This window comes from Reichenbachiella sp. 5M10, from assembly GCF_002742335.1.
Lineage (GTDB): Bacteria > Bacteroidota > Bacteroidia > Cytophagales > Cyclobacteriaceae > Reichenbachiella.
The window spans coordinates 2,136,060-2,156,809 of record NZ_MDGR01000007.1 but is presented as its reverse complement, the minus strand read 5'-3'; the positions used below and the strand labels follow the sequence as shown (position 1 = coordinate 2,156,809).

Here is a 20,750-nt window from a genome sequence, read left to right as displayed (position 1 = left end):
TTTCTTTATTTGTCATTTTACAATGAATCTTTTTTGGATGAGGGTCGGTCAAAGTAGTAGTATAAGATGGGGAGTATGATCAATGTGAGCAATGTCGCAGTGAACAAACCTCCAATTACTACGGTAGCAAGTGGTTTTTGTACTTCAGCCCCTGAAGAGTGAGAGAGCGCCATGGGCAAAAAGCCCAAAGAAGCCACTGCGGCTGTCATAAGCACTGGTCTTAGACGAACTTTAGTGCCTTGGTAGATTCGCTCGTAGAGGTCAGTGACTCCATCTTTTTTCAACCTGTTGAATTCTGCTATCAGTACAATTCCATTGAGTACGGCTACTCCAAAGAGGGCAATGAAGCCCACGCCAGCAGAGATGCTAAAGGGCATGCCACGCAGATGGAGGGCAAAGATGCCTCCGATCGCGGATAATGGGATGGCGGTGAAAATCAAAAGGCCTTGCTTGATGGACTGAAAGGTGAAGTAGAGCAAGACAAAGATGAGTAACAAGGCCAAAGGGACGGCTATCATGAGGCGTTGGCGTGCTTGAACTAGGTTTTCGAATTGTCCTCCATACGTGACGGAGTAGCCTGGGGCAAAGGCCACTTGCTTTTCGATCTTCTGACGGATTTCAGTGACGATGCTTTCAATGTCTCTGTTTCGGACATTGAAAGCTACGATGATTCTGCGTCGAGTATTGTCTCGTTGGATCTGATAGGGGCCGTCTTTGATGACTACATCTGCGACTTGATACAACGGGACCTGATGCCCATCGGGTCGTGTCAGATAGAGGTTTCGAATGTCTTCAATATTGCTTCTATTGGTCTTATTCAAGCGTACAACTAGGTCAAAGCGCTTTTCTCCTTCATAGACCAACCCCGCAGATACACCTGCGAAAGCAGTCTGGATGTTTCGGTTGACCTCTTGAATCGTCAAGCCGTATTTGGCCAGTTGGTTGCGCTTGTAATCAATGACAATCTGAGGGACACCAGTGATCTCTTCTAGGTACAAATCCACAGCACCTTCCACCGTGTTGGCGATTTGCCCAATTTGTAAGGCATAGTCAGAAAGCTGGTCCAAGTCTTCTCCGTATATTTTGATGGCTACATCTTGACGTACGCCAGTCATGAGTTCATTGAAGCGCATCTGAATCGGCTGCTGAAAACCAAAATTGACCCCAGGTATATCTTCCAATGCCTCGGACATTAAGTTGGCGAGATCCTCTCTGTTGTTTGCACTGACCCATTCGTCTTTGTCTTTGAGTATGATCATGAGGTCTGCTGCTTCGATAGGCATAGGATCTGTAGGGATTTCTCCTGCTCCAATTTTGGATACAACCTGCTCTACCTCTGGAAATCTCTCCAGTAGTATTTGTTCGGCTTGGGTAGTTCCTTGGATGGTGTTTTCGAGTGAACTGCCTGTGATGACACGTGTCTCTACAGCAAAATCACCTTCTTCGAGTGTGGGTATAAACTCACCCCCCATACGATTGAATACCCATAGAGAAATAAGAAACAGTCCAGTTGTACAACCGAGTATGGCCCCACGCTGATGCATCGCCCAACGTATGGTAGGGTCATAGATACGATGCACATAGGTCATGATCTTGTCAGAGATGTTGGGCTTGGTCTGTGTGTCCTTGCTCAAAAAAAGTGCAGATGCCATTGGTATGTAGGTGAGCGAGAGGATAAAGGCCCCAAGAATGGCAAAGCTCACAGTCTGCGCCATAGGACCAAACATCTTGCCTTCGGTACCAACGAGAGCTAGTATGGGTAAATAGACGATCAAGATGATGATCTCGCCAAAGGCAGCTGAGTTGCGGATTTTACTGGCGGATTGATAGACTTCTTCGTCCATTTCCTTTTGCGTCAAGCGACGACTCAATCTAAGCAGACCTAGATGGTGCATGGTCGCTTCGACGATGATCACTGCACCGTCTACAATCAGCCCGAAATCAATCGCTCCGAGACTCATCAGGTTGCCAGATACACCAAAGAAATTCATCATACCAAAAGCGAATAGTAGCGCTAAAGGAATAACTGATGCGACGATGAGGCCTGCACGGAGATTGCCTAGTAAGAGGAGTAGGACGAAAATGACAATCAGTGCTCCTTCGGTTAGGTTTTTGGAAACCGTATGGATGGCATTGTCTACGAGTTTGCTACGATCCAGGAATGGCTCGATAGTGATGCCTTCCGGTAGTGTTTTTCGGATTTGGTTGATGCGCGCTTTGATATTTTTGATAACTTCTGCAGAGTTTTCACCTTTGAGCATCATGACGATCGCACTGACTACTTCGCCTTCACCGTTTCGTGTGGTTGCACCATAGCGTACGGCATTGCCAAGTTGGACCGTACCGACATCTTTTATCAAAATTGGTATTCCTTCGCTGTTGTTGCGGATGACGATGGAGTTAATGTCGTCGATGCTACTGACGAGCCCAATACTACGAATAAAGAGTGCTCGCTTGTCTTTCTCAATGTAGGCTCCACCGGTGTTCTCGTTGTTGGACTCGAGTGCTGCGAATATCTCAGAGATCGAGACTTGCATGGCGTTGAGCTGATTGGGATCTAGGGCGATCTCGTATTGTTTGAGGTAGCCTCCGAAGCTGCTGACATCTGCTACACCAGGGGTACCAATCAATTGTCGGCGTACAATCCAATCTTGGATGCTGCGGAGTTCTCTTGCATCGTATTTGTCTTCGTATCCCTTTTCGGTACCGATGACATATTGATAGATTTCGCCGAGTCCAGTAGTGATGGGGCCTAGCCTAGGCTGTCCCACACCAGGGGGGATTTGTGCCTGGACGGTAGACATGCGCTCGTTGACCTGCTGCCGTGCCCAGTAGATGTCTATATCTTCCTTGAAGACAATGGTCACTACAGAGAGTCCAAAACGGGAGAAGGAACGGATTTCTTCTAGGTCTGGAATGGTTGCCATTGTGATTTCAATAGGGAAGGTAATGAGCCGTTCTACTTCCTCAGCGGCCAAAGATGGTGACGCTGTGATGACCTGTACTTGGTTGTTGGTAATGTCGGGAACAGCATCTATGGGTAGCTGAATCAGTGAGTAGCTACCCCATAGGATCAGACCGAGAGTCAAGAGCCCCACGATCAGTTTATTGTTGATGGAAAATCGAATGATTTTATCAAGCATATTGATTTGTTTATTCATGATAGAAGTAATTGAATAGAGTAGCTCATGAGCTTATTCTTCATTTTATGGTGATAGCCACCGATCTGAATTTGAAATGGAGGACACGGCATGAATCCGCTCATTGAAGTGCGACAGGGCACGGTGTTTTTCTTTCGATGTATCTCATGGAAGATCTATTGTGATCTCAGATACCGCACCATTCGCTGATCCTTACGAAAGGAAATGGAGGGTGGTGTGCTTTTTGAATCTGATCAAGAAAGCCATGAGTCATGTTTGAGGAAATAGTGTTGTGCAAATGATTGTGATTGATCCGTCTCATGGATCTATCTGCAATCAGAGTGCCTGTCCTGTATATTAGACTTTGGGAGGTTGGAAGGGAGCCTCGGCATAAGCAGATACCATCGAAAAGGAGTACATGCTATATTGGGAGATTTCTAAAGCATCTACTTGTGTCAGTGCAAAGTACTGCTCGACGGTACAAAACAAAGGAGCGTGTGGACATTGATGTTGCCCATGAAAGGGTAATTCACTGTCTTGAGAATCGTCATGATGTCCTTCTTCCTCGTCACTCAAATAGTCTTCTACTAGAAATTCTATGAAGGAATCACCATCGTAGGCTTTATGCTCTTCGTAGTGTTGCATGAGTGTAGGCAATTTTTCCAATTCACAGCAGATGTCCATGTTGGGAACAAGGCCCTGAATGATGAAAATCGTAGTGAGTGATATGCCAATGATGAATCTCATGAGGGGTAAAAGTAGTGAAAATTAATTCGAAAGAAGATATCTGCATTTAGGAAAGTGTCTAAATCTCATGAAATGGGAGTGACTTTTGTATCAGAGGAGTTGTACACTGATGCTTTTATGGGTGTTTTGGGAGATGTACAGTGGGAGGGCTACTCACCATTGTCGAGGAGTTTGCGGATGTCATTGATATAGCCATAGAGTACCAGTATATCGTGCTTGTGTAGTACTGTGTTTGCATTGGCGACTTTAGAGATTTTGCCAGTCTTTCGTGGGGTGCCCAGTTCGGTATCTTCTTGCTTGACTGTCATAGTAGTCATGACTACTACATCGTATTTTTCTTGCAGCCCCAGTTCTTGCAAACTTTTGCCGATATATTTGGTAGGGACATTTGCCTCGATGATGTTGTAGTCGCCTGATAGCTGAAACGAATCCACGACTCCAGTGATGTTGAGTTTGCGTGACCAACGATTGGCAGTTTCTTCTTCGGGGTGTACGATTTCGTCAACTCCCATGGCTTCTAGTACGGTTTCATGCAACATCGATACAGCTCGGCTAATCAGTCGTTTGACTTTTAGCTTCTTCATCAATGCAGTAGTCATGATGTTGGCTCCTTCGTTTTCGCCGATACATACGATGACTACATCCGTGTCTGCCAGGGGGAGGTTGGTCACGGCTTGCGGGTCGGTGCTATCAAGACATATGGTGTGAGTGATGGTCTCACGCAATGCATCTACTTTGTTCATGACATTGTCCACTCCGATCACCTCATTGCCAGATTGGGTCAGTTTTTCGGCCAGTGATGAGCCAAACACTCCGAGTCCTATGATTACGTACTTCATTTTGTTTTGTGGATTAATTGATTAAAATTTCTTCGGTTGGGTAGCGATAGTTGAGATGCTTCATTTTTCTCAACAAGGCAATCAAAATTGTGAGCATGCTGACGCGACCGACAAACATCGTGGCGATCAGGACAAACTTGCTTGCTGTAGAGAGGCTAGCGGTGATGCCAAGGCTCAGTCCGACAGTGCTGTATGCTGAGAAACACTCGAACCCTAGAGGTAATAAATGTTGGTCCTCGTCAAACCAGGCCATCAATATGATGGATATGACAATGACGACTAAGGATAGCGACATCAGCGCAAAAGCCCTTCGGACAGTGATTTCGGCTACTTCACGGTGAAATACCTCGATGCGATTTTTGCCTTTGGCAATGCTCAAGTAATTGAGTGTAGCGATGGCGATCGTACTGGTCTTGATGCCTCCACCGGTAGAGCCTGGTGATGCCCCGATCCACATCAGCATAAACGTGAAGAGAATGGTGGAGAAATGCATGGCTGACATGTCTACGGTATTGAAGCCTGCCGTACGAGGCGTGACAGCTCCAAAAAAAGCGGTAACGAGTTTGCCCATGCCTTGGTGATTGGCTAGAGTGTTGTCGTATTCAAAGACAAAGAAAAACAAGGTGCCAATGAAAATCAACAAGGCAGTAGTCACGATCACAATCCGTGTATTGACGTTGATCATCCACGGGCTGTAGATGATTTTTTCTTTGTCTCCTAGCTGCATGAGGCGATGCAGGATGGTATGTTTGATGTATTTGAAGAGGTTGAAAATAATAGGGAAGCCAATTCCGCCTAAGATGAAGAGCATGGCGATGTAAAAGTGCATGGAGTAGTTGTACCGATAGTTGACATCATACAGACTGTCAGCTAGTGTGGAGAACCCAGCGTTGCAAAAAGCAGAGATTGAGTGAAAAATGGAGAAGAAAACTTGATCTGAGAACCCAGGAATGATTTTGCTATCCAAACTTATATAAATCAATACAGCCCCTATCGATTCGATGATGATAGTGATGAGTATGATTTTTTTGAGTGTGTCGAATACTTCTGCGATTTTTTCAGAGTTGGTCATGTCTCGGAGTAGGAGTTGTGTCTCGTAGCTGGAGCTCCCTCGAAAGAAATAGCTGAAGTAACTGGTGAAGGTCATGATACCTAGCCCACCGATTTGGATGAGCCCAATAATGATCCATTGGCCAAAATGTGTAAAGTAGCTGCCAGTATCTACAACGATCAATCCTGTGACACAGACGGCACTGGTGGAAGTGAACAAGGCGTCTATGACTGAGATGCCATCGTAGGTGGCATTGGGGAGCATGAGCATGCACATGCCAAGTAGGACAATGATTATAAAACTGAAGATAAAGAGCTGCGCGGGATTGAAATACTGAATCTGAAAGTCGATTTTGAGAGCAGAGAACTCTCGGATCAACGCAAACAACACTGACAACACAAACCACTCTACAGTATCCAAACCTAGCATGCGGTGACCAAAGAGGAAGTTGAGTAGAATCAAGGAGATGAATGCTCCCAGTATCGCATCGAAGAGCCATACTTTTTGAGGTGGGCAGTCGAGCTTTGAAAAGTAGCGCCGGGACATAGATGCCAAGGTGATGATGAGTGACACGGTATAAACCCACAGTAGCTCCTTGGCTATGGTAGAGGATTGGTCAAAGCCAAAATCGAAAACCAAAAGGGCAACAGCTATCAAATTTAGAATAAAAGGTAATCGCTTGAGTATACCGATGATTCGGATTTTAGAAGATACGAATTTCTGGTTTGCAGGTCTCAATCTTGTGTTTTGAAAAATGAAATTAAATATCCATTAAAAACCGCAATACTGAAAGAACTAGGACTAAAATGATGTGGGCTAGCAGAGAATCTACCATTGCTCTCTGGGGGCTAGGGAGAGGATTTTTCTCAAACGTAATTTTAAACTTGTTTGGTAAGGGGTTTCGAGATTATCTTCACGGGTTGAGAAAAAGGAAGAATACCACATGCATACATCATTTGATTTAACTCTGTTGACAGAGGCTGATTTAGAACAATTTCGACTACAGACGGACCCCTTGGCAGATGATACCGTTCGTAAAATCATAGATTTGGGGTATGAAGCGCAGATCAATCAGGTTTTTGCGACTTTGGTTCAAAATGACAGCTTTGATCAGGATACGTTCAATGCTTTGGAGGGGGGACTGGCAGATACACTCACGCATTATTTTGAGCACAGTGGACATTTGCCCGAATGGGCTGATTCGCGTCAAATCCTGAAAGGAGAGGAGTTGTTTGCTCTTTTCGGTCCAGAGATTTTCATGTTGCTCAATGTCAGCTCACTTCCCCTCTGCTATACTTGTGCTCACGGGGCGCAGGTGCTCTATGATACGGGGCGCTTGCTGAGTCACAATGGCAAAGTAGATCCTTTGGCGCGTAGACTGATGGAGACGGCTCAGATGGTCGTCAATGTCTTGGCTCCTGGCGGACTGCAGCCCAATGGGAAGGGCCTAGTGACCATCCAAAAGGTGCGACTGATACACGCTTCGATTCGTTATTTTCTCAAAAAGCGTACAGGCGATTTGACTTGGAAGACGGAGGTGTATGGAGAACCCATCAATCAAGAAGATCTTGCAGGTACGTTGATGTCGTTTGGACCAGTGATCCTATCAGGGTTGAAGCATCTCAAGGTAGAACTGACTGATGAGCAAAGTCGCGCCTACATGCATGTATGGAAAGTCGTCGGGTATCTGATGGGGATACAAGAACCGCTGCTACCAGATACCTATGAAGAAGGATTCGGATTGGCGACTAAGATACTTAAGCATCAAGCAGCACCATCTGTAGCAGGCAAGGCTCTCAACGATTCCTGTATTCAATTTCTCAACCATATGGTTCCTGGGAGTGCATTTGACGAGGTACCTGCTTACTTGATGGAGTATTTTTTGCAAGATTTTTCGAAAGCTTCTGGTGTTGATCTCGGTGAGTGTATCGGTGTCTCCAATCAACATGATCTCAAGGATCGTTTGGTGCTGTCAATGGCCAAGTTTGTGGTGGGGCATCTGAGTGAGATAGCACATTGGGACGTGATTCAGAAGATATCCTCTCCATTCAATAGAGTATTGCTTGAGGGAATCATCAAACACTACAATGATGGGAAGAAGGTGCACTTTTTTATCCCTCCGAGTCTGAAAAAAAATTGGAACCTTGTCTCTCATAATGAAGCCTGAAGCCATTAAAAATAACACCATGACATCACCTAACTCTAAATTTGCGATGAAAAACGATCATTTTCCAGGGCTTGATCGCCCAACTACTATTGTTGTATTGTCTTCAGCTTTTCTTCTTATCCTATGGTCAATAGGTAGTTCGGTATTAGATGCTGGCCCCATTTCTGCCAGTATTATCACTTATGGCCTATACCTTTTTTATTGGATGTATGCTTTGATTCGCAAGAACCCGTTGATGCAACGTTTGATGATATTTGGAACAGTGGCAGGACTGCTTGAGTTGATCACAGACCATTATTTGGTGGATACGATACATAGTTTGGTATACCCTGAGGGGGAGTGGATGATCTGGAGTTCTCCTGCATACATGCCTTTTGCATGGTCCAATGTGCTGCTTCAATTGAGTTTTATTGGTGTGCTATTAATGAAAAAGTACAATTTATTATGGGCATCAGTCATTCTTTGTATTGCAGGCGGTATGTATATCCCGTTGTACGAGCATCTCGCGAGTGAGGCCGGATGGTGGTGGTACAATGACAATACAGCCATGATTTTCAATGCACCCATTTATGTGATTCTTTGCGAAGCTTTGATTTCACTGTCTCTTCCCTTGATTGTGAGTTTTTCAGAATACCATTCTTTGCGAAAAACCCTGTATATGGGATTGGGAGAAGGGCTCTGGATATTCATCAGTGCGGTACTAGCCTACACAGTGGCGCATGGATGACTGAGAAATGTCCGAGTGGCCAATCTTTAAAAAGTACTACATTTGAGGTATGGGTAGAATATATTGAATATATTCGAGTTGATAAATGAAAACATACTAATGACGATAGGAGCGGCCATTGACTTCTTCATCCATCCTGAACTTTTTAGCGACACAAATTTACTACGGCGTGCACGACTTTTGATTCGTGCGTGTTGGTTGACGAGCTTGTTTTCTACAAGCTATTTGGCCATGAGTTTTGTGTTTTCCTACGATAAGGGCATTTATTTGATGCTCTTTAATATCATCAGTTTTTTATTGATTCCATTTTTAATGAAGACTAAGATCCCAATCTCTTTTGTTGGGAATCTGTATGTGTTTGTGGGAGCTTTTGCCATTATTTTATTGGTGGCATTTTCGGGGGGAGTATGGTCGGCCATCTATCCCTGGATTATCTCCATTCCAGTTCTCGCTCTTTTGGTAGTCAATCGACAAGCAGGGATATTTTGGGGAGTTGTGTCGTTTTTGGGAATGAATATTTTTGGATACTTGGCACTCGAAGGCATAGAATTGCCCGAAGAGTATGATACTTCTTTGAGAGTGCAATGGTATGTGTCGGTGATTCCGGGACTCTTGCCGATGATTCTTTTCATTGCCTTTGTCTTTGAGTCGATTCAAGCCAAGGCTTTGGATATATTGGAGAAAAAGAATGAGGTGCTCAATGCTCAAAAGAAAACTATCGAGAAGCAGTCTGGTGAAATGCAGAAGTTGATCGATGAAAAGGAATATATCATACGTATCATGGCTCATGATCTCAAAAACCCTTTGTACAATATTTCTAGTTTGTCCAAGATTATTTTGGGTACTTCTGACCAAGAACAAAAGGCCAAGTTTGTGGGTATGATAGATATCTCAGCGGAGAATGCCCAAAATTTGATCAACAAAGTATTGGAAATGGAGAAGTCTGGCTTGGGTGACTTGAATATGAATTTGGAAAAGTTTGACATCACGTCAGCTCTACAGGATATGGTCAACCTCATGCATGAGACGGCTCGAAGTAAGCAGATCAAAATAGAATACGATAATCGGGCAGGGTATTGTGAGATTGAAGCGGACAAGATTTATATCTCATTGATTTTTGAGAACCTACTTTCCAACGCCATCAAGTTTTCGAAGGAGGGAACCAAAGTGGTGATCAGAACGGAAAAAGTAGAAGAGGCAGTGGTTGTTCGAATAATCGATCAAGGCCAAGGCATCAAAAAAGAAGAAGAAGCCAAGTTGTTTTTGAAATTTTCAAAACTAAGTGCTCGGCCTACGGGTGGGGAGAGTTCTGCAGGTTTAGGGTTGTCTTTGGTCAAGCGCTATGTCGAACTCCTACACGGGGAGGTATGGTATGAGTCTACTCCTGGTGGTGGGGCTACATTTGCCGTCGCTATCCGAGCACATCGGTAGCACTCGCAGTCTGAGAGTGAAATGTATGACGTAGGGGAGTACCTGATACAGATGCACTATATAGTGTTATTTGTTTTCTTTCGAGTGGAATTGTTTGTTGATTAAATAATCAATGTCCTTTCGAGTGAGTGTACTCCCATCTTCGAGTGTTGAGCTGATTTTTCTAGCAATTTTATCGAGGTTTTTGGCAGATTGTGAGAGTGCAATAGTGATATCCTTGTTGTCGGTATTACTTTGTTTGTTTTCTAATAAATTGACCAAACCAAGAATGTTGGAGATAGGAGCACGCAGCATGTGGGAGTTGACAAAAGCATACTCTTTGAGTTGTTTGTTTTGATTTTGTAGTTCTTTGGTTCGCTCTGCTACGGTAGATTCCAAAGAACCGTTGTTCTCTATCAATTTTTGGTTCAATGCGTGAAGTTCTTGATTCATGTGTGCGATTTCTTCCCCTTGTTCTAGCAGTTCGTTGTTTTGCAGCTGCAATTGATCCATCAAATCTTTGATTTTTTCATTTTTGAAGTGGGAGGCGATGTAATCCGCCATGGATTGTACTGTTAGCGCCTCTTCGGTACTCCAGTTTCTTACATATTTTTTGTTTTCGCAGCAGATGACACCCATTCGTACGTTGTCCTTGAGGATCGGACAATCCAGCATGGACCGAATATCAAATGGGGTCAGGTAGTCTTGTTGAAATTCCATCGTATCGGGATGGGTACTGGCGATGGGAGCCATGATGAATGGTTTGGTTTCCAATGCCTCAAAGTATCGAGGGTAGTCTTGTTGGGTGAGAGTGGTAGGTTCGGTGGATACTACACCATCGTCTAGCAAGTATTGTTTGGTCAATTTGCTTCGGTCCTCATTGAACATCCAAATGCTGATTCGGTTGACATTTAGCACGACACTAATGATACGACCGATGTTTTCGATCAGTTGCGACAACTCCTGAGCCTGATCATTTCGAGTGAGGTTGATCATCGCTGCATTGTATTCGTGGAGAATACTTTGTTTGCGTTCAGCGTTGTTTTTCAATGCGGTCAATTCTGCATTGCGATCCATGGATTGTTGGTATGCACTGCCGAGTAGACCATACAGCAAATACAAACAAGCAAGAAGGGCAACCATAAAGATAATACCTGCAATAAACGTGGGTTGGCGAAAGACAATCAGTGTGTAATTTTCTCCCAATGTGATTTTTACATAATAGGAGTTGATCATGTATACGAACACTACGAAAAGTGCCCACAATTGAGAAGCGCGTAATCCCTGAGTGATTAGTGCTACTGTAGGGATAAACGGCAACCAAAAGACCATGGTTTTGAAAGAGTCCGGTTGGACAAAAAAGGCATACTCGATCATGCCAAGTATGATCAAGGGCAGAAGAAATCGGCTTAATTTTGATTCGTAGTTGGTGAAGCTCTCTAGTGTGACCCCTAGACTTACCACGAAATAGGTCAAATACAACCAAAGTGGGGCGACTTTTAGATCAACAAACCATTCGGTGACCAACAGTGCTGCCGCAACGGCTAAGTTTCCAAACAACACGGCACGATAAATCCTTTTGGATTGAATTTTATAGTCCGTATTGTAAAAGCCGATTTTACTCATTGATCTTGCTAATCTAAACTTAATTGTAAATTATTCATGAAACCTGTGGGTAAAAAATGAGGCTTTTATTTACAACGGTAAATAAGATGTGAATATGGGGCGCGTCGGACAATTTATCCAAATATTGAGCTGTTTTTAGTCGATTATTGTTCAAGCTCATTTTCATGGAAACTGGTTTGTTGCCACGAGAGAAGTACTACTGTATAAGTGATTCTAGTCCATAGGCTCTCATTGAAGCGTAGATTTGGTTGTAGGTTTTTTCTTGACCTCTTAATACAATAAAGAAAATAATCCTCTCTAGCATGCGCCACCAGCGCATGCTAGAGAGGATGAGTACTTGCGAGTGTAACCCTTAGCGGCTGAATTTTATTTCGTGCAGTTGGAAGTACGTGGACGACTGGTGATTCACCGTTTGTTCATCGTTAGTGTCACTTAGTTTTTGACAAAGCGTCTTCGTACTGTGGTCTGGTCGTCATAGGTAACTTCTAGGATGTTGACTCCCTTTGGCAGGTTTACTAAAGATACTTGTTGTTTTCCTTGGGTATTTTGGCGAACGTGATACGCTGCGTATTGACGCCCTGTGAGGTCAAGTACTCGTACTGTGGCATTCATTGACATGAGCTGTTCGCTAGCAAGTGTCAATTGATTGGAGCTTGGGATAGGGTAGAGCTGTAGTCCGTTTGAAGGGAGAGAGGTGGAGGTAATTGGATCTCCGTCATTCTCACTTTTGAGGTAGGAACTGATGACATCACTGGCTTCTTGGACGACACTGCTCGTGGCATTGGCTGTGGATTTGTACCGTAGGATGCCGAGGGTATCTATTACCAGTATGCGATCATAAGTAGTGTTGTATTTGGATTCCATGTCACTGGCATTCAAGCAAAGAGGGTAGGTGATGCCTGTGTTCTTTTGGAAAACCTGCATGGCGCTGTTGTTTCCATCCCAGGTATCTACTCCCACCGCTGCAAACTTGGGGTGGTCTTTGTATTTTTGGTAGATCCCAGATTCAGTGTTGGATCCGTTTGAATTGCAGTGCGGGCACCCACTACCAAAGACGAAGACAAAGACAACTTTGCCTTGGTGATGGGAGAGGTTGAAAGTCCCTCCACCATATATATCATAACTGAAGTCAGGGGCTTTGTCGCCCACATTTTGCGCATGCAAGGGGTGCAATCCTAAAATGATAGCGAATATGAGTAAGAAGTTTTTCATAGTGATGTGGTTTAAAAACGTGTATTCAATCGTAGTTCTATTCCTTCAAAATCAAGGACGTTGTAGCAGACGCCAGAGTTGCATGCTGGTCCTCCGCGCCGTTTTCCTGCAAACAATGTGAGGATGTTTTTGGCGTTGGGACGATAGCTGCCAACGAAGGCCGGGTAGTAGTTGAATGGATCCGAATCACTGGCAAGTTGTATGGGGTCTGCCGTCCACTCGATGAGGAGGGAAGCACTGTATTTCGAAGGTTTAGCCAGAGTATAGGCTAGATAGAGGTTGGAAAATTGATCGTTGAGTCGTTCGATATATTGCCACTCAAACTCCAAGGTAGATGCCATCTTTTCGTGTGCCAAATCCAAGTTAGTACCTGCTGCATAGCGGTGATCTTCATTGTCAAATGGGTCAATCGCATAATCTACAAAGATTTTGGAGGAGAGTTGGTCTCCTACGCTGAATTGATACTCTCCAAAGTACTCTTGGAAAACCGGTTCATCGTCTGGGGAAATCTGATTTTCAGCCCTTGAGGTATTGAAGGTCCAGATGTTACCATTCTCTTGGGTGTAGTAGATCTCTAGTTGATAGCCACTTTCGTCTGTCAGTATGGGGATGTGGGTGCTTCTGTTGAGCAGGCGGTATGATTGCTCCTTGACGAGCGTAGGAGGGTCGTTGATTCCTGTGCCGAGAGAGAAGTTGTGGTAGTTTTTATACTCTAGGCTTACACCAAAATTTCCCAAATAGAAGTTGATACCTAGATACCCTGCATAGGCTGAGGATTCTGAGAAGTCGGTCATATCCGTTCCATCACCGACTTTTTTTGCCATTTCACCATAGATCGATACTTTGTCTAGCACCATGCCATCATAGTATATTGATAGATATTTGGCTGGATCAGCATCAGGATTGCTTTGACTTTCGGTATGGTGTCTCATGTAGATCAGGCCCAAATTTTGCTGCCCCATACGATAGCTAGCTTGTACTCCTTCGATCAGGTCTGGCCGTCGGTTGACATCATCTGCAATCGTCGGAGGTAAGGTCACGTCGAGTACTTCACCTCGGATGAGTTTGAGTTCAGCATTTTTGTATTTCAGCTTGACTGCCCCTCCCAATAGATCCTTGTAAAAACCATAGCGTACGCGGTACCCACGTGTCTCCCAGATTGATCCAGGAATCTCATATGTTCGCATCAATAGCCCTCGGCCAAATGAAGCGTACACATTGCCTAGTTCTACGTCTAGTATGTCAGACCGGTAAGAAAACTTGAATTGGCTCACACGTGTATAGCTGATGTCCTCCCCAAACGACGGGTAATATTGTTCTATGCGCGTGTCCAACCCAAACGACTTGTACCGATAGGATAGATCAAGCATGTCATAGAGTGAACTTTGATAAGCTGGCTTTTGCTCAGGGATGTTGCCGAGTTGGTATTCCATGAGATTGGATCCACGTATATGACCTTGCCCTTGCGCTGTCCTAGGGGTAAACCCTAAATAAGCACAAAGAGCAAATAGAAGTAGAAGTCTATTCATTGCTATGCAGGAATTCTTGAATTTTAGCTTTGAATACCTTCTCATCCCCTGTGGAGTACCCTTCATGGGTGTAGAGTACTTTTCCTTCCGAATCAAGAATGAATAACGTAGGGAGGACGGATACGAGCAATTCGCTGAATAGTTCTTGATCAGAATCAAGAAGTACTGGGTAGTCAATCTGCCTAGATTTGGCAAATGGTCGTACTTTGGAGGTGTTTCGAGGACTGTCGACGTTGATGCCAACGAAAGCCACTTCATTGCCTTCGTACTGGTGAGAGAGTTCGACGAGTTTAGGGATAGATTTGACACAGGGCTTGCACCAAGTAGCCCAAAAGTCCACTACGGTGAGTTGAGTGCCTTTCAAGTCATTGATTGTCATGTAGTCCCCATTGATTTCTTTGAGCGATATCTGAAAACTGGATTGGGCTTGAAGAGACGGGCTGAGCAACAAGAATAATGGACTCAGACAGAGTGCCAAATGGAGGTGTAGTTTAGTCATTGATTAGCGTTTTTGATGAATATACATACATCTACTTAGAGAAGCATGGTTCTACAACAAAACAAAATTCAGAATAGTTCATGGAAAACGAAATGGCTTCAAGAAATAGTTTGTCATGATATCTTAATCAAGGCTATATTAGCTCTATAGAAGAGTAAGACCACCAAACAGATGAAACAAGAATTGAGCAAGGAGCAGTTATTGGCAATCGAGCGTCAACTACATTGCCCGACGGGAGATGAAGGTGTAGAAATGGCACTCAATATGAACGTAACAAATGAGGGAATGATCGCTTCTGCAATAGAAGCGCTTGGTGTAGTAGATGATGAAGTAATACTAGAACTTGGGCATGGCAATGGAGCACATTTGTCAATGTTGTTGTCTCAGGGACAAGGCGTCAGATATCACGGGTTGGAAATCTCCCCAACGATGCAAATAGAAGCTCAACGAATACATCAAGGGGAGCAAAGGGCTGAGTTTCACTTGTACGATGGCAATACAATACCTTTTGACTCACAGACTTTCGATAAAGTCATATCTGTGAACACGCTTTATTTTTGGAACGAACCTGTACAATTGCTATCAAATATTAGCAGAGTGATGAAGCCAGGGGGCTTGCTTGTGTTGGCTTTCGCCCAAAAGGAGTTTATGAAGACGCTCCCATTTGTCAAGAGCAAGTTTAGACTCTATGATCATCAAGACTTTCGTGCCTTGGTGCATACATCTGATTTGCGATTGCAAGCACTCGTGGATCACACCGAAGAGGTCAAAAGTAAGGGAGGGGAACGGGTCGTACGGCCGTTTTCTGTGGCGATCATGGTCAAGGAGAATGAGTAAACAGGATATAGATAACCCGTGATGGATAGATTTGAGATTTTCATTATTGGGTTGCTCATTCCACATTTGGTGCTAGCCACACTTACACAGTTCAGAATTTTATGCAGCGGTGTGCTTAGTCCTCGTCAGAAAGTATGGAATTCCATTTTGAATTGGCTGATTCCATATCTTTGGGGTTTTTTGACAAGAGCTATCCTCAATTCACCCAAAACAGAAGTAATCACCAAAAAGCATCGAAAGAGAAATTCCCACGCAAACAGAGATGATTGGCAGGGGCTGACTGGGTACGGTGGGGACTTGACATAGGCGGTGGAGAGAGAGCTCGCTCGGATTGCAGCAATTTAATACTGTATTGTTGGGGGATCACGGGTGAGGGCTGTATTTTTAGCGCGTGCAAAACAACAACAAACACACCGAAGGTAGCATTCTCAAATCATTGATGCGCTTATCTTTTCCTATTATCATGGCCAATATACTCCAGACGATGTATCAGATGATTGATACATTTTGGTTGGGGAGGTTGGGAGCCAATGCCGTCGCAAGTGTTAGTTTGAGTTTTCCTATCTTATTTTTGGTGTTGTCACTGGGAGGAGGGCTGACTCTGGCTGGTACAGTGATCGTGTCTCAGTACAAAGGGGCGGGAGACCAACGTATGGTTAACTATAGTTCGTCTCAGACCGTGATGGTGATTTTTCTTATCTCTATTGTACTGGCTATCGTGGGGTATCATTTGGCAGGGCCGTTGATGCACCTGGTGGGTGCAGGGCCAGAGGTGTTTGAGGACTCGGTGACCTATTTTCAAGTTTCCTCGTGGGGGTTTATTTTCCTGTTTATGTTCTTTGTGTTTCAATCATTGATGCGAGGCATTGGGGAGGTAATTATGCCCATGTACATCGTACTAGGCACAGTTTTGCTCAACCTCTTATTGGACCCCTTATTCATCTTTGGTTATGGACCTATTCCTGCTTATGGGGTGGCAGGAGCGGCGATTGCAAGCATAGCTACTCAAGGGTTGTCGGCAGTTATTGGGCTATTGATTTTGTTTCGTGGCAGATGGGGTATTACCATTCATTTTTCTCAAATGAAATTTGATTTGGCATGGACCAAAAGGCTTTTTGGGATGGGGATTCCGTCCAGCTTGGATCAGTCGAGCCGTGCCGCGGGGATGACTGTGATGGTGATGCTAGTGACCAGTTATGGCAACAGTATCGTGGCAGCTTACGGTGTAGGCGCACGTATCCTTAGTCTTGTGATTGTTCCCGCCCTGGGGTTTTCTATTGCTACGACAAGCTTGGTGGGGCAAAATTTTGGAGCAGGTAAGGTTGATCGTGCTGAGCGGGTGGGTAATCTCAGTGCATTGATCGCTGGAGTAGGCTTGACGATTGTAGGTGTATTGTTGTTCTTGTTTGCCGAGCCACTTACAGCCTTTTTTATCCCCAATGACCCTGAGGTGATACGTGATGGAGCGGTGTTTATCAAGATCATGGCGCCAAGTTTTGGGTGTCTCGCTGTACAGCAAGTACTCAATGGTGTGTACAATGGCGTAGGTCTGACCAAAGTATCCATGTTGATTTCGGTTTTTACTTTGTGGATTGTTCGGTTTCCAGTGGCCTTTATATTGTCCCACAAGACAGATTTGAGCTACGAAGGGATATGGTGGGCTTTCCCTGTATCCAACTTGCTAGCAGCAGTCGTAGCGTGGATTTACTACAAGACTGGCGAATGGAAAAAGGGCTAGTGATTTCTTTTGGCTCTATTGGGCAAGTGTAGTTCTCGTTTCGATCATTCCTTTGAATCCGTGATTAGGGGTCAAGTGGTTGAGTTCAATATAATTCTGGTGTTGGCGAGCGATAGGAGTGTTTGATCCCGTTTGTAGCGCTATAGCCGTCGCAATACAGGATTCTTCACTGTCACCAAAATCATGAGTGACATCATCTGTTACTTCATAGTCTGGTTGGAACCCATCGAAGTAGCTTCCTTCTCCGTTGGCATTGAGCGTTTCGAAGTTAGGCATGTAGAATGTGTATTCGTCGACATCTATTCCAAAAAAACCAACGGGTTTGCCGTAGGAAGATGATCCGATCAATGTCACGTTGAGATAGGGCTTGAGTACATTGATCACGAGTTCGCTGGCAGATGCTGTCGCAGCACTGATGATTACATATACGTTTTCGATGCTTTCGATTGGGCCCGTTTTGTCAAAATCATAACTGTTGTTGTCCTCGGAATAATCAATGTCGTTGTAGTTTGCATAACGGCCCCTGTACTCGATGAGCTCTCCGTCTGTGTTCTTCAAGAGTTGATTTTCGAGGATGGTTGCTTGGCCAGATTGCATCAAATCATTGTATAGTTCTGTATACATGGGGCGTCCATCATAGCTTGAGGAGATGAGGTTGTTGATGAGGTAATCGGCCGACTCGAGGTATCCTCCACCGTTGTAGCGTAGATCCAAGATTACGGAGTTTACATTGGCATTTGCAAATGTTTCAAAAGCCTCGTCAAGTACATTCTGAGAATTGCTAAGTGACGAAAACATGTTGTAGGCCAAGTAGCCCATCGCACCTGTTGTGGTTTGAAGTACCGTGTCTTTGAATACCGGGTTGATGGCATAGTTGGATTTGTATAGTGTAGCACTCAAGGAATCTCCATTGGGTTTTCTTACCATGAGAGCAAATGCATTTTCATCGAAGGATCCATTGATAAGTTCAATATCGGCGTAAGAGTCCGCACGTACTTCCTGGCCATCTATTTGGAGCAATTGGTCTCCACGTCTGAGCCCTGCCTGATAGGCAGTAGAGCCAGTGGTCACATAGCGTACACGTATGTCATCAGCCTCTACAGAGGTGAGTCTGAAGCCATAGTCGTCATCTGTGCCATTGAGGTAGTTGACGGCTAGTGCAGCGAGGTTGGCAGTGGTAGAGGATTCTTCTACAAAAGAATACTTTGGATACGAGGCGTTGTCTGATACGAATTCATAGGATTGACCCGTGTTGGGGTTGATTGCATACTGTGTCAGTGCAAATATTTCATTTTCAAGATTACTCAAGTCTTCTGTTTCGGTTCCATAGCTGCGCGGATCAAACTCTTCATAACTAGGCAAATCTTCGTTCCAATAATAAATTTGTTCTGCATAGAGGAAAATGGAGTCTAGCGTCATTTCAAATCGAGTGCCGTCTTCCAATTCAAAATCTGATCCTCCACTGAGAGCATCATCGTCTCTACAAGAACAGAGAAGCGTAATACATAAAAACAATAAAAAAGGGAGAGTGGTATTCGTCTTTGTGTTTGTTGCAATCATTGGATTTGTCTACGGTATTTTTATCCTGTTTGGGTCAAAAATATGCTCTTTTTTTTCGCTGCTCCAATCTTTACAACCAACGAGTTGTTTTTTTCAATGAACAGGTGCCGAGGATCGATATGGATTGATGAAGTAAGTGAACTTATTTATGACCATGTGATCACCTCTGTTTGCGTTGATCAGTAGCTTTTGGAGAGGTGCTATGTAGATTATTTTATCGGGAGCAAGGTCATGAGGCTTTTGCCATTGGAGTTGCGCAAACGCAGCGTGTCACCATGGATGCTATATTCTGATACTTCGGGAAAGTTGCTAAGTATGGCGTTATCATGCGCCATATCGGGACACATCTTTCGTGTAGCGACTACTGGCCCTATTTTGATTTTATTGATATAGGTAGGTCTGAAGGTGCCGCTAAAGTTATTGCAGCCTGTGGTGCCAGATATGACATAGTCAGTAGAGTTGAATTGTAGGGTGGGAATATCTTCCTCTTGATTCATGGCGATGTTGTCGCTATCGATGGTTACAAAACGCCATTTTTGGTCCAGCCAGAGGCTGTAATCTTTGGATTTAGAGACTTCCTCCATGAGGGTGTATTTGTAGAAATTTCCGTTAGCTGCTATGGAGTCTTTGAAGTCTATTCGGACTTTGAGCAAGTAAAGGTAGCCGGGTGTGAAGTCAAAATTATTGATATCATTGTAAAACGGTCTCCATTGTTCTGAAGGAGTGTTCATCTCGGAGACTTGTGTCAAGAAGCAATCGCTTTTGCCTACACTGGCGCAAGGAATTTTGTAGCTATTGACCCATATCAAATCAGTTCTGTATTCAAAACTTTCGTTGTTTTCGTTGCGAAGTGCTGTACAGCTGCATAGATAAACTAAAGTCATGATGATGGAGCTAATCCTGCCGTTCATAGAGTTTTTCCGTTTAAAAATTGAAAAAATATTTGAATAAGTAGCTTTTGGATATATTTTACAAGACGATAAAGCTATATAATTCGAATGATTGTAGAGGAGAAACTGCGATGGAATTTTAGCGAGTCATGATTGGGTCACATTAGAAATATTTACTTGTTCGTTTATGAAAAATCAATGGAATAAATTTTTACTGCTTGGAGTGATTGCTGTATTGGTGTCGTGTAGTGAAGAAGAAAAGGAGCCAGACCCAATTATTGGGGCATGGGTACTTGATGATGTAGAATATACCAACGCCCCAGCTGGCTATCAGTACAATGAAGGCGAATCCTCTACACTGTACGGTGAGACGGAATATGCGATTAGATTTTTCGAAGATTTGACTTTTGAAAGAGAGCTAGACGGAATTGTCTTGACCAATGGCGGTGATGTAGAAGATGAAGGAGCCTATGAACTGACGGAGGATGAGTTGATCTTGGACCCAGATGATGCAATTGGTTTGGATACAGATTTCGATGTGGTGGAGCCCATCACCGAACGAGATATGATTCTCAAAACAACGGCTACCTTTAGTTCTATATCTGACGCAGAGTTGGATGCAGCATTGGATACCATTACTACACAAGCTGAATACCAAGCGATTGTGGATGAATACGGTGTTCAGATTACTTTGGATGTGACTTTGTATTTCGATAAGGAATAGTATAACTGTTGAGTGATTGAAGGGGGATAGGTTGATTTTAAAGTATGTTGGGTT

16 protein-coding genes are annotated in these 20,750 nt (G+C 44.0%); 6 read left to right on the top strand and 10 right to left on the bottom strand.

Annotated elements, in window-relative coordinates; all coding sequences use genetic code 11:
* Nucleotides 1–17: 17 nt before the first annotated feature.
* The 4 genes from BFP72_RS08690 to BFP72_RS08675 form a co-directional block, all read right to left on the bottom strand.
* Nucleotides 18–3,161 (bottom strand): efflux RND transporter permease subunit, encoded by a 3,144-nt coding sequence (locus BFP72_RS08690; protein ID WP_369824022.1) that lies wholly within the window; start codon nt 3,159–3,161, stop codon nt 18–20.
* Between the two features lie 336 nt (nt 3,162–3,497).
* Entirely contained in the window at nt 3,498–3,887 is a 390-nt protein-coding gene (locus BFP72_RS08685; RefSeq protein ID WP_099598764.1) for a hypothetical protein, read from the bottom strand.
* A 149-nt stretch (nt 3,888–4,036) separates the two neighbouring features.
* On the bottom strand, nt 4,037–4,726 hold the full coding sequence (locus tag BFP72_RS08680; RefSeq protein WP_099598763.1) for a TrkA family potassium uptake protein: 690 nt from the start codon (nt 4,724–4,726) through the stop codon (nt 4,037–4,039).
* A gap of 13 nt (nt 4,727–4,739) precedes the next feature.
* Nucleotides 4,740–6,515: a TrkH family potassium uptake protein gene (locus tag BFP72_RS08675; protein ID WP_255397179.1), complete on the bottom strand. Its 1,776-nt coding sequence runs from the start codon at nt 6,513–6,515 to the stop codon at nt 4,740–4,742.
* A gap of 205 nt (nt 6,516–6,720) precedes the next feature.
* Here BFP72_RS08675 and BFP72_RS08670 point away from each other — a divergent pair, with 205 nt between their 5' ends.
* The 3 genes from BFP72_RS08670 to BFP72_RS08660 all read left to right on the top strand — a co-directional run bounded on the left by BFP72_RS08670 (nt 6,721) and on the right by BFP72_RS08660 (nt 10,102).
* Nucleotides 6,721–7,944, top strand: coding sequence for an oxygenase MpaB family protein (locus BFP72_RS08670; protein ID WP_099598762.1), 1,224 nt, complete (start codon nt 6,721–6,723; stop codon nt 7,942–7,944).
* Between the two features lie 19 nt (nt 7,945–7,963).
* Nucleotides 7,964–8,671 (top strand): hypothetical protein, encoded by a 708-nt coding sequence (locus BFP72_RS08665; protein WP_143519998.1) that lies wholly within the window; start codon nt 7,964–7,966, stop codon nt 8,669–8,671.
* Between the two features lie 312 nt (nt 8,672–8,983).
* Nucleotides 8,984–10,102: a sensor histidine kinase KdpD gene (locus BFP72_RS08660; RefSeq protein WP_255397178.1), complete on the top strand. Its 1,119-nt coding sequence runs from the start codon at nt 8,984–8,986 to the stop codon at nt 10,100–10,102.
* Nucleotides 10,103–10,168: 66 nt separating this feature from the next.
* Here the strand turns inward: BFP72_RS08660 and BFP72_RS08655 are convergent, their stop codons facing one another.
* The 4 genes from BFP72_RS08655 to BFP72_RS08640 form a co-directional block, all read right to left on the bottom strand.
* The gene (locus tag BFP72_RS08655; RefSeq protein ID WP_099598759.1) at nt 10,169–11,707 is read right to left on the bottom strand and encodes a GAF domain-containing protein; all 1,539 of its coding nucleotides are present in this window, start codon (nt 11,705–11,707) and stop codon (nt 10,169–10,171) included.
* 432 nt (nt 11,708–12,139) lie between these two features.
* Nucleotides 12,140–12,919 carry a redoxin domain-containing protein gene (locus tag BFP72_RS08650; RefSeq protein WP_099598758.1) on the bottom strand — a complete coding sequence of 260 codons (780 nt, stop codon included), beginning with the start codon at nt 12,917–12,919 and terminating at the stop codon, nt 12,140–12,142.
* An 11-nt stretch (nt 12,920–12,930) separates the two neighbouring features.
* The gene (locus BFP72_RS08645; RefSeq protein WP_143519997.1) at nt 12,931–14,352 is read right to left on the bottom strand and encodes a DUF6029 family protein; all 1,422 of its coding nucleotides are present in this window, start codon (nt 14,350–14,352) and stop codon (nt 12,931–12,933) included.
* An 88-nt stretch (nt 14,353–14,440) separates the two neighbouring features.
* Nucleotides 14,441–14,947, bottom strand: coding sequence for a TlpA disulfide reductase family protein (locus tag BFP72_RS08640; protein WP_099598756.1), 507 nt, complete (start codon nt 14,945–14,947; stop codon nt 14,441–14,443).
* Nucleotides 14,948–15,118: 171 nt separating this feature from the next.
* Here BFP72_RS08640 and BFP72_RS08635 point away from each other — a divergent pair, with 171 nt between their 5' ends.
* Both BFP72_RS08635 and BFP72_RS08630 read left to right on the top strand, forming a co-directional pair.
* Complete coding sequence (locus BFP72_RS08635) at nt 15,119–15,784, top strand: class I SAM-dependent methyltransferase (protein WP_099598755.1); 666 nt, start codon at nt 15,119–15,121, stop codon at nt 15,782–15,784.
* Between the two features lie 463 nt (nt 15,785–16,247).
* A complete protein-coding gene (locus BFP72_RS08630; RefSeq protein WP_099600731.1) occupies nt 16,248–17,522 on the top strand; it encodes an MATE family efflux transporter in 1,275 nt (424 codons plus the stop codon).
* A 15-nt stretch (nt 17,523–17,537) separates the two neighbouring features.
* On the opposite strand, the gene BFP72_RS08625 is transcribed toward BFP72_RS08630, so the two are convergent.
* Nucleotides 17,538–19,037, bottom strand: a complete 1,500-nt coding sequence (locus BFP72_RS08625; RefSeq protein ID WP_158233349.1) for a S41 family peptidase — start codon at nt 19,035–19,037, stop codon at nt 17,538–17,540.
* Nucleotides 19,038–19,291: 254 nt separating this feature from the next.
* A complete protein-coding gene (locus BFP72_RS08620; protein WP_099598753.1) occupies nt 19,292–19,993 on the bottom strand; it encodes an META domain-containing protein in 702 nt (233 codons plus the stop codon).
* A 166-nt stretch (nt 19,994–20,159) separates the two neighbouring features.
* Here BFP72_RS08620 and BFP72_RS08615 point away from each other — a divergent pair, with 166 nt between their 5' ends.
* Nucleotides 20,160–20,696 (top strand): hypothetical protein, encoded by a 537-nt coding sequence (locus tag BFP72_RS08615; protein ID WP_099598752.1) that lies wholly within the window; start codon nt 20,160–20,162, stop codon nt 20,694–20,696.
* Nucleotides 20,697–20,750: the final 54 nt, after the last annotated feature.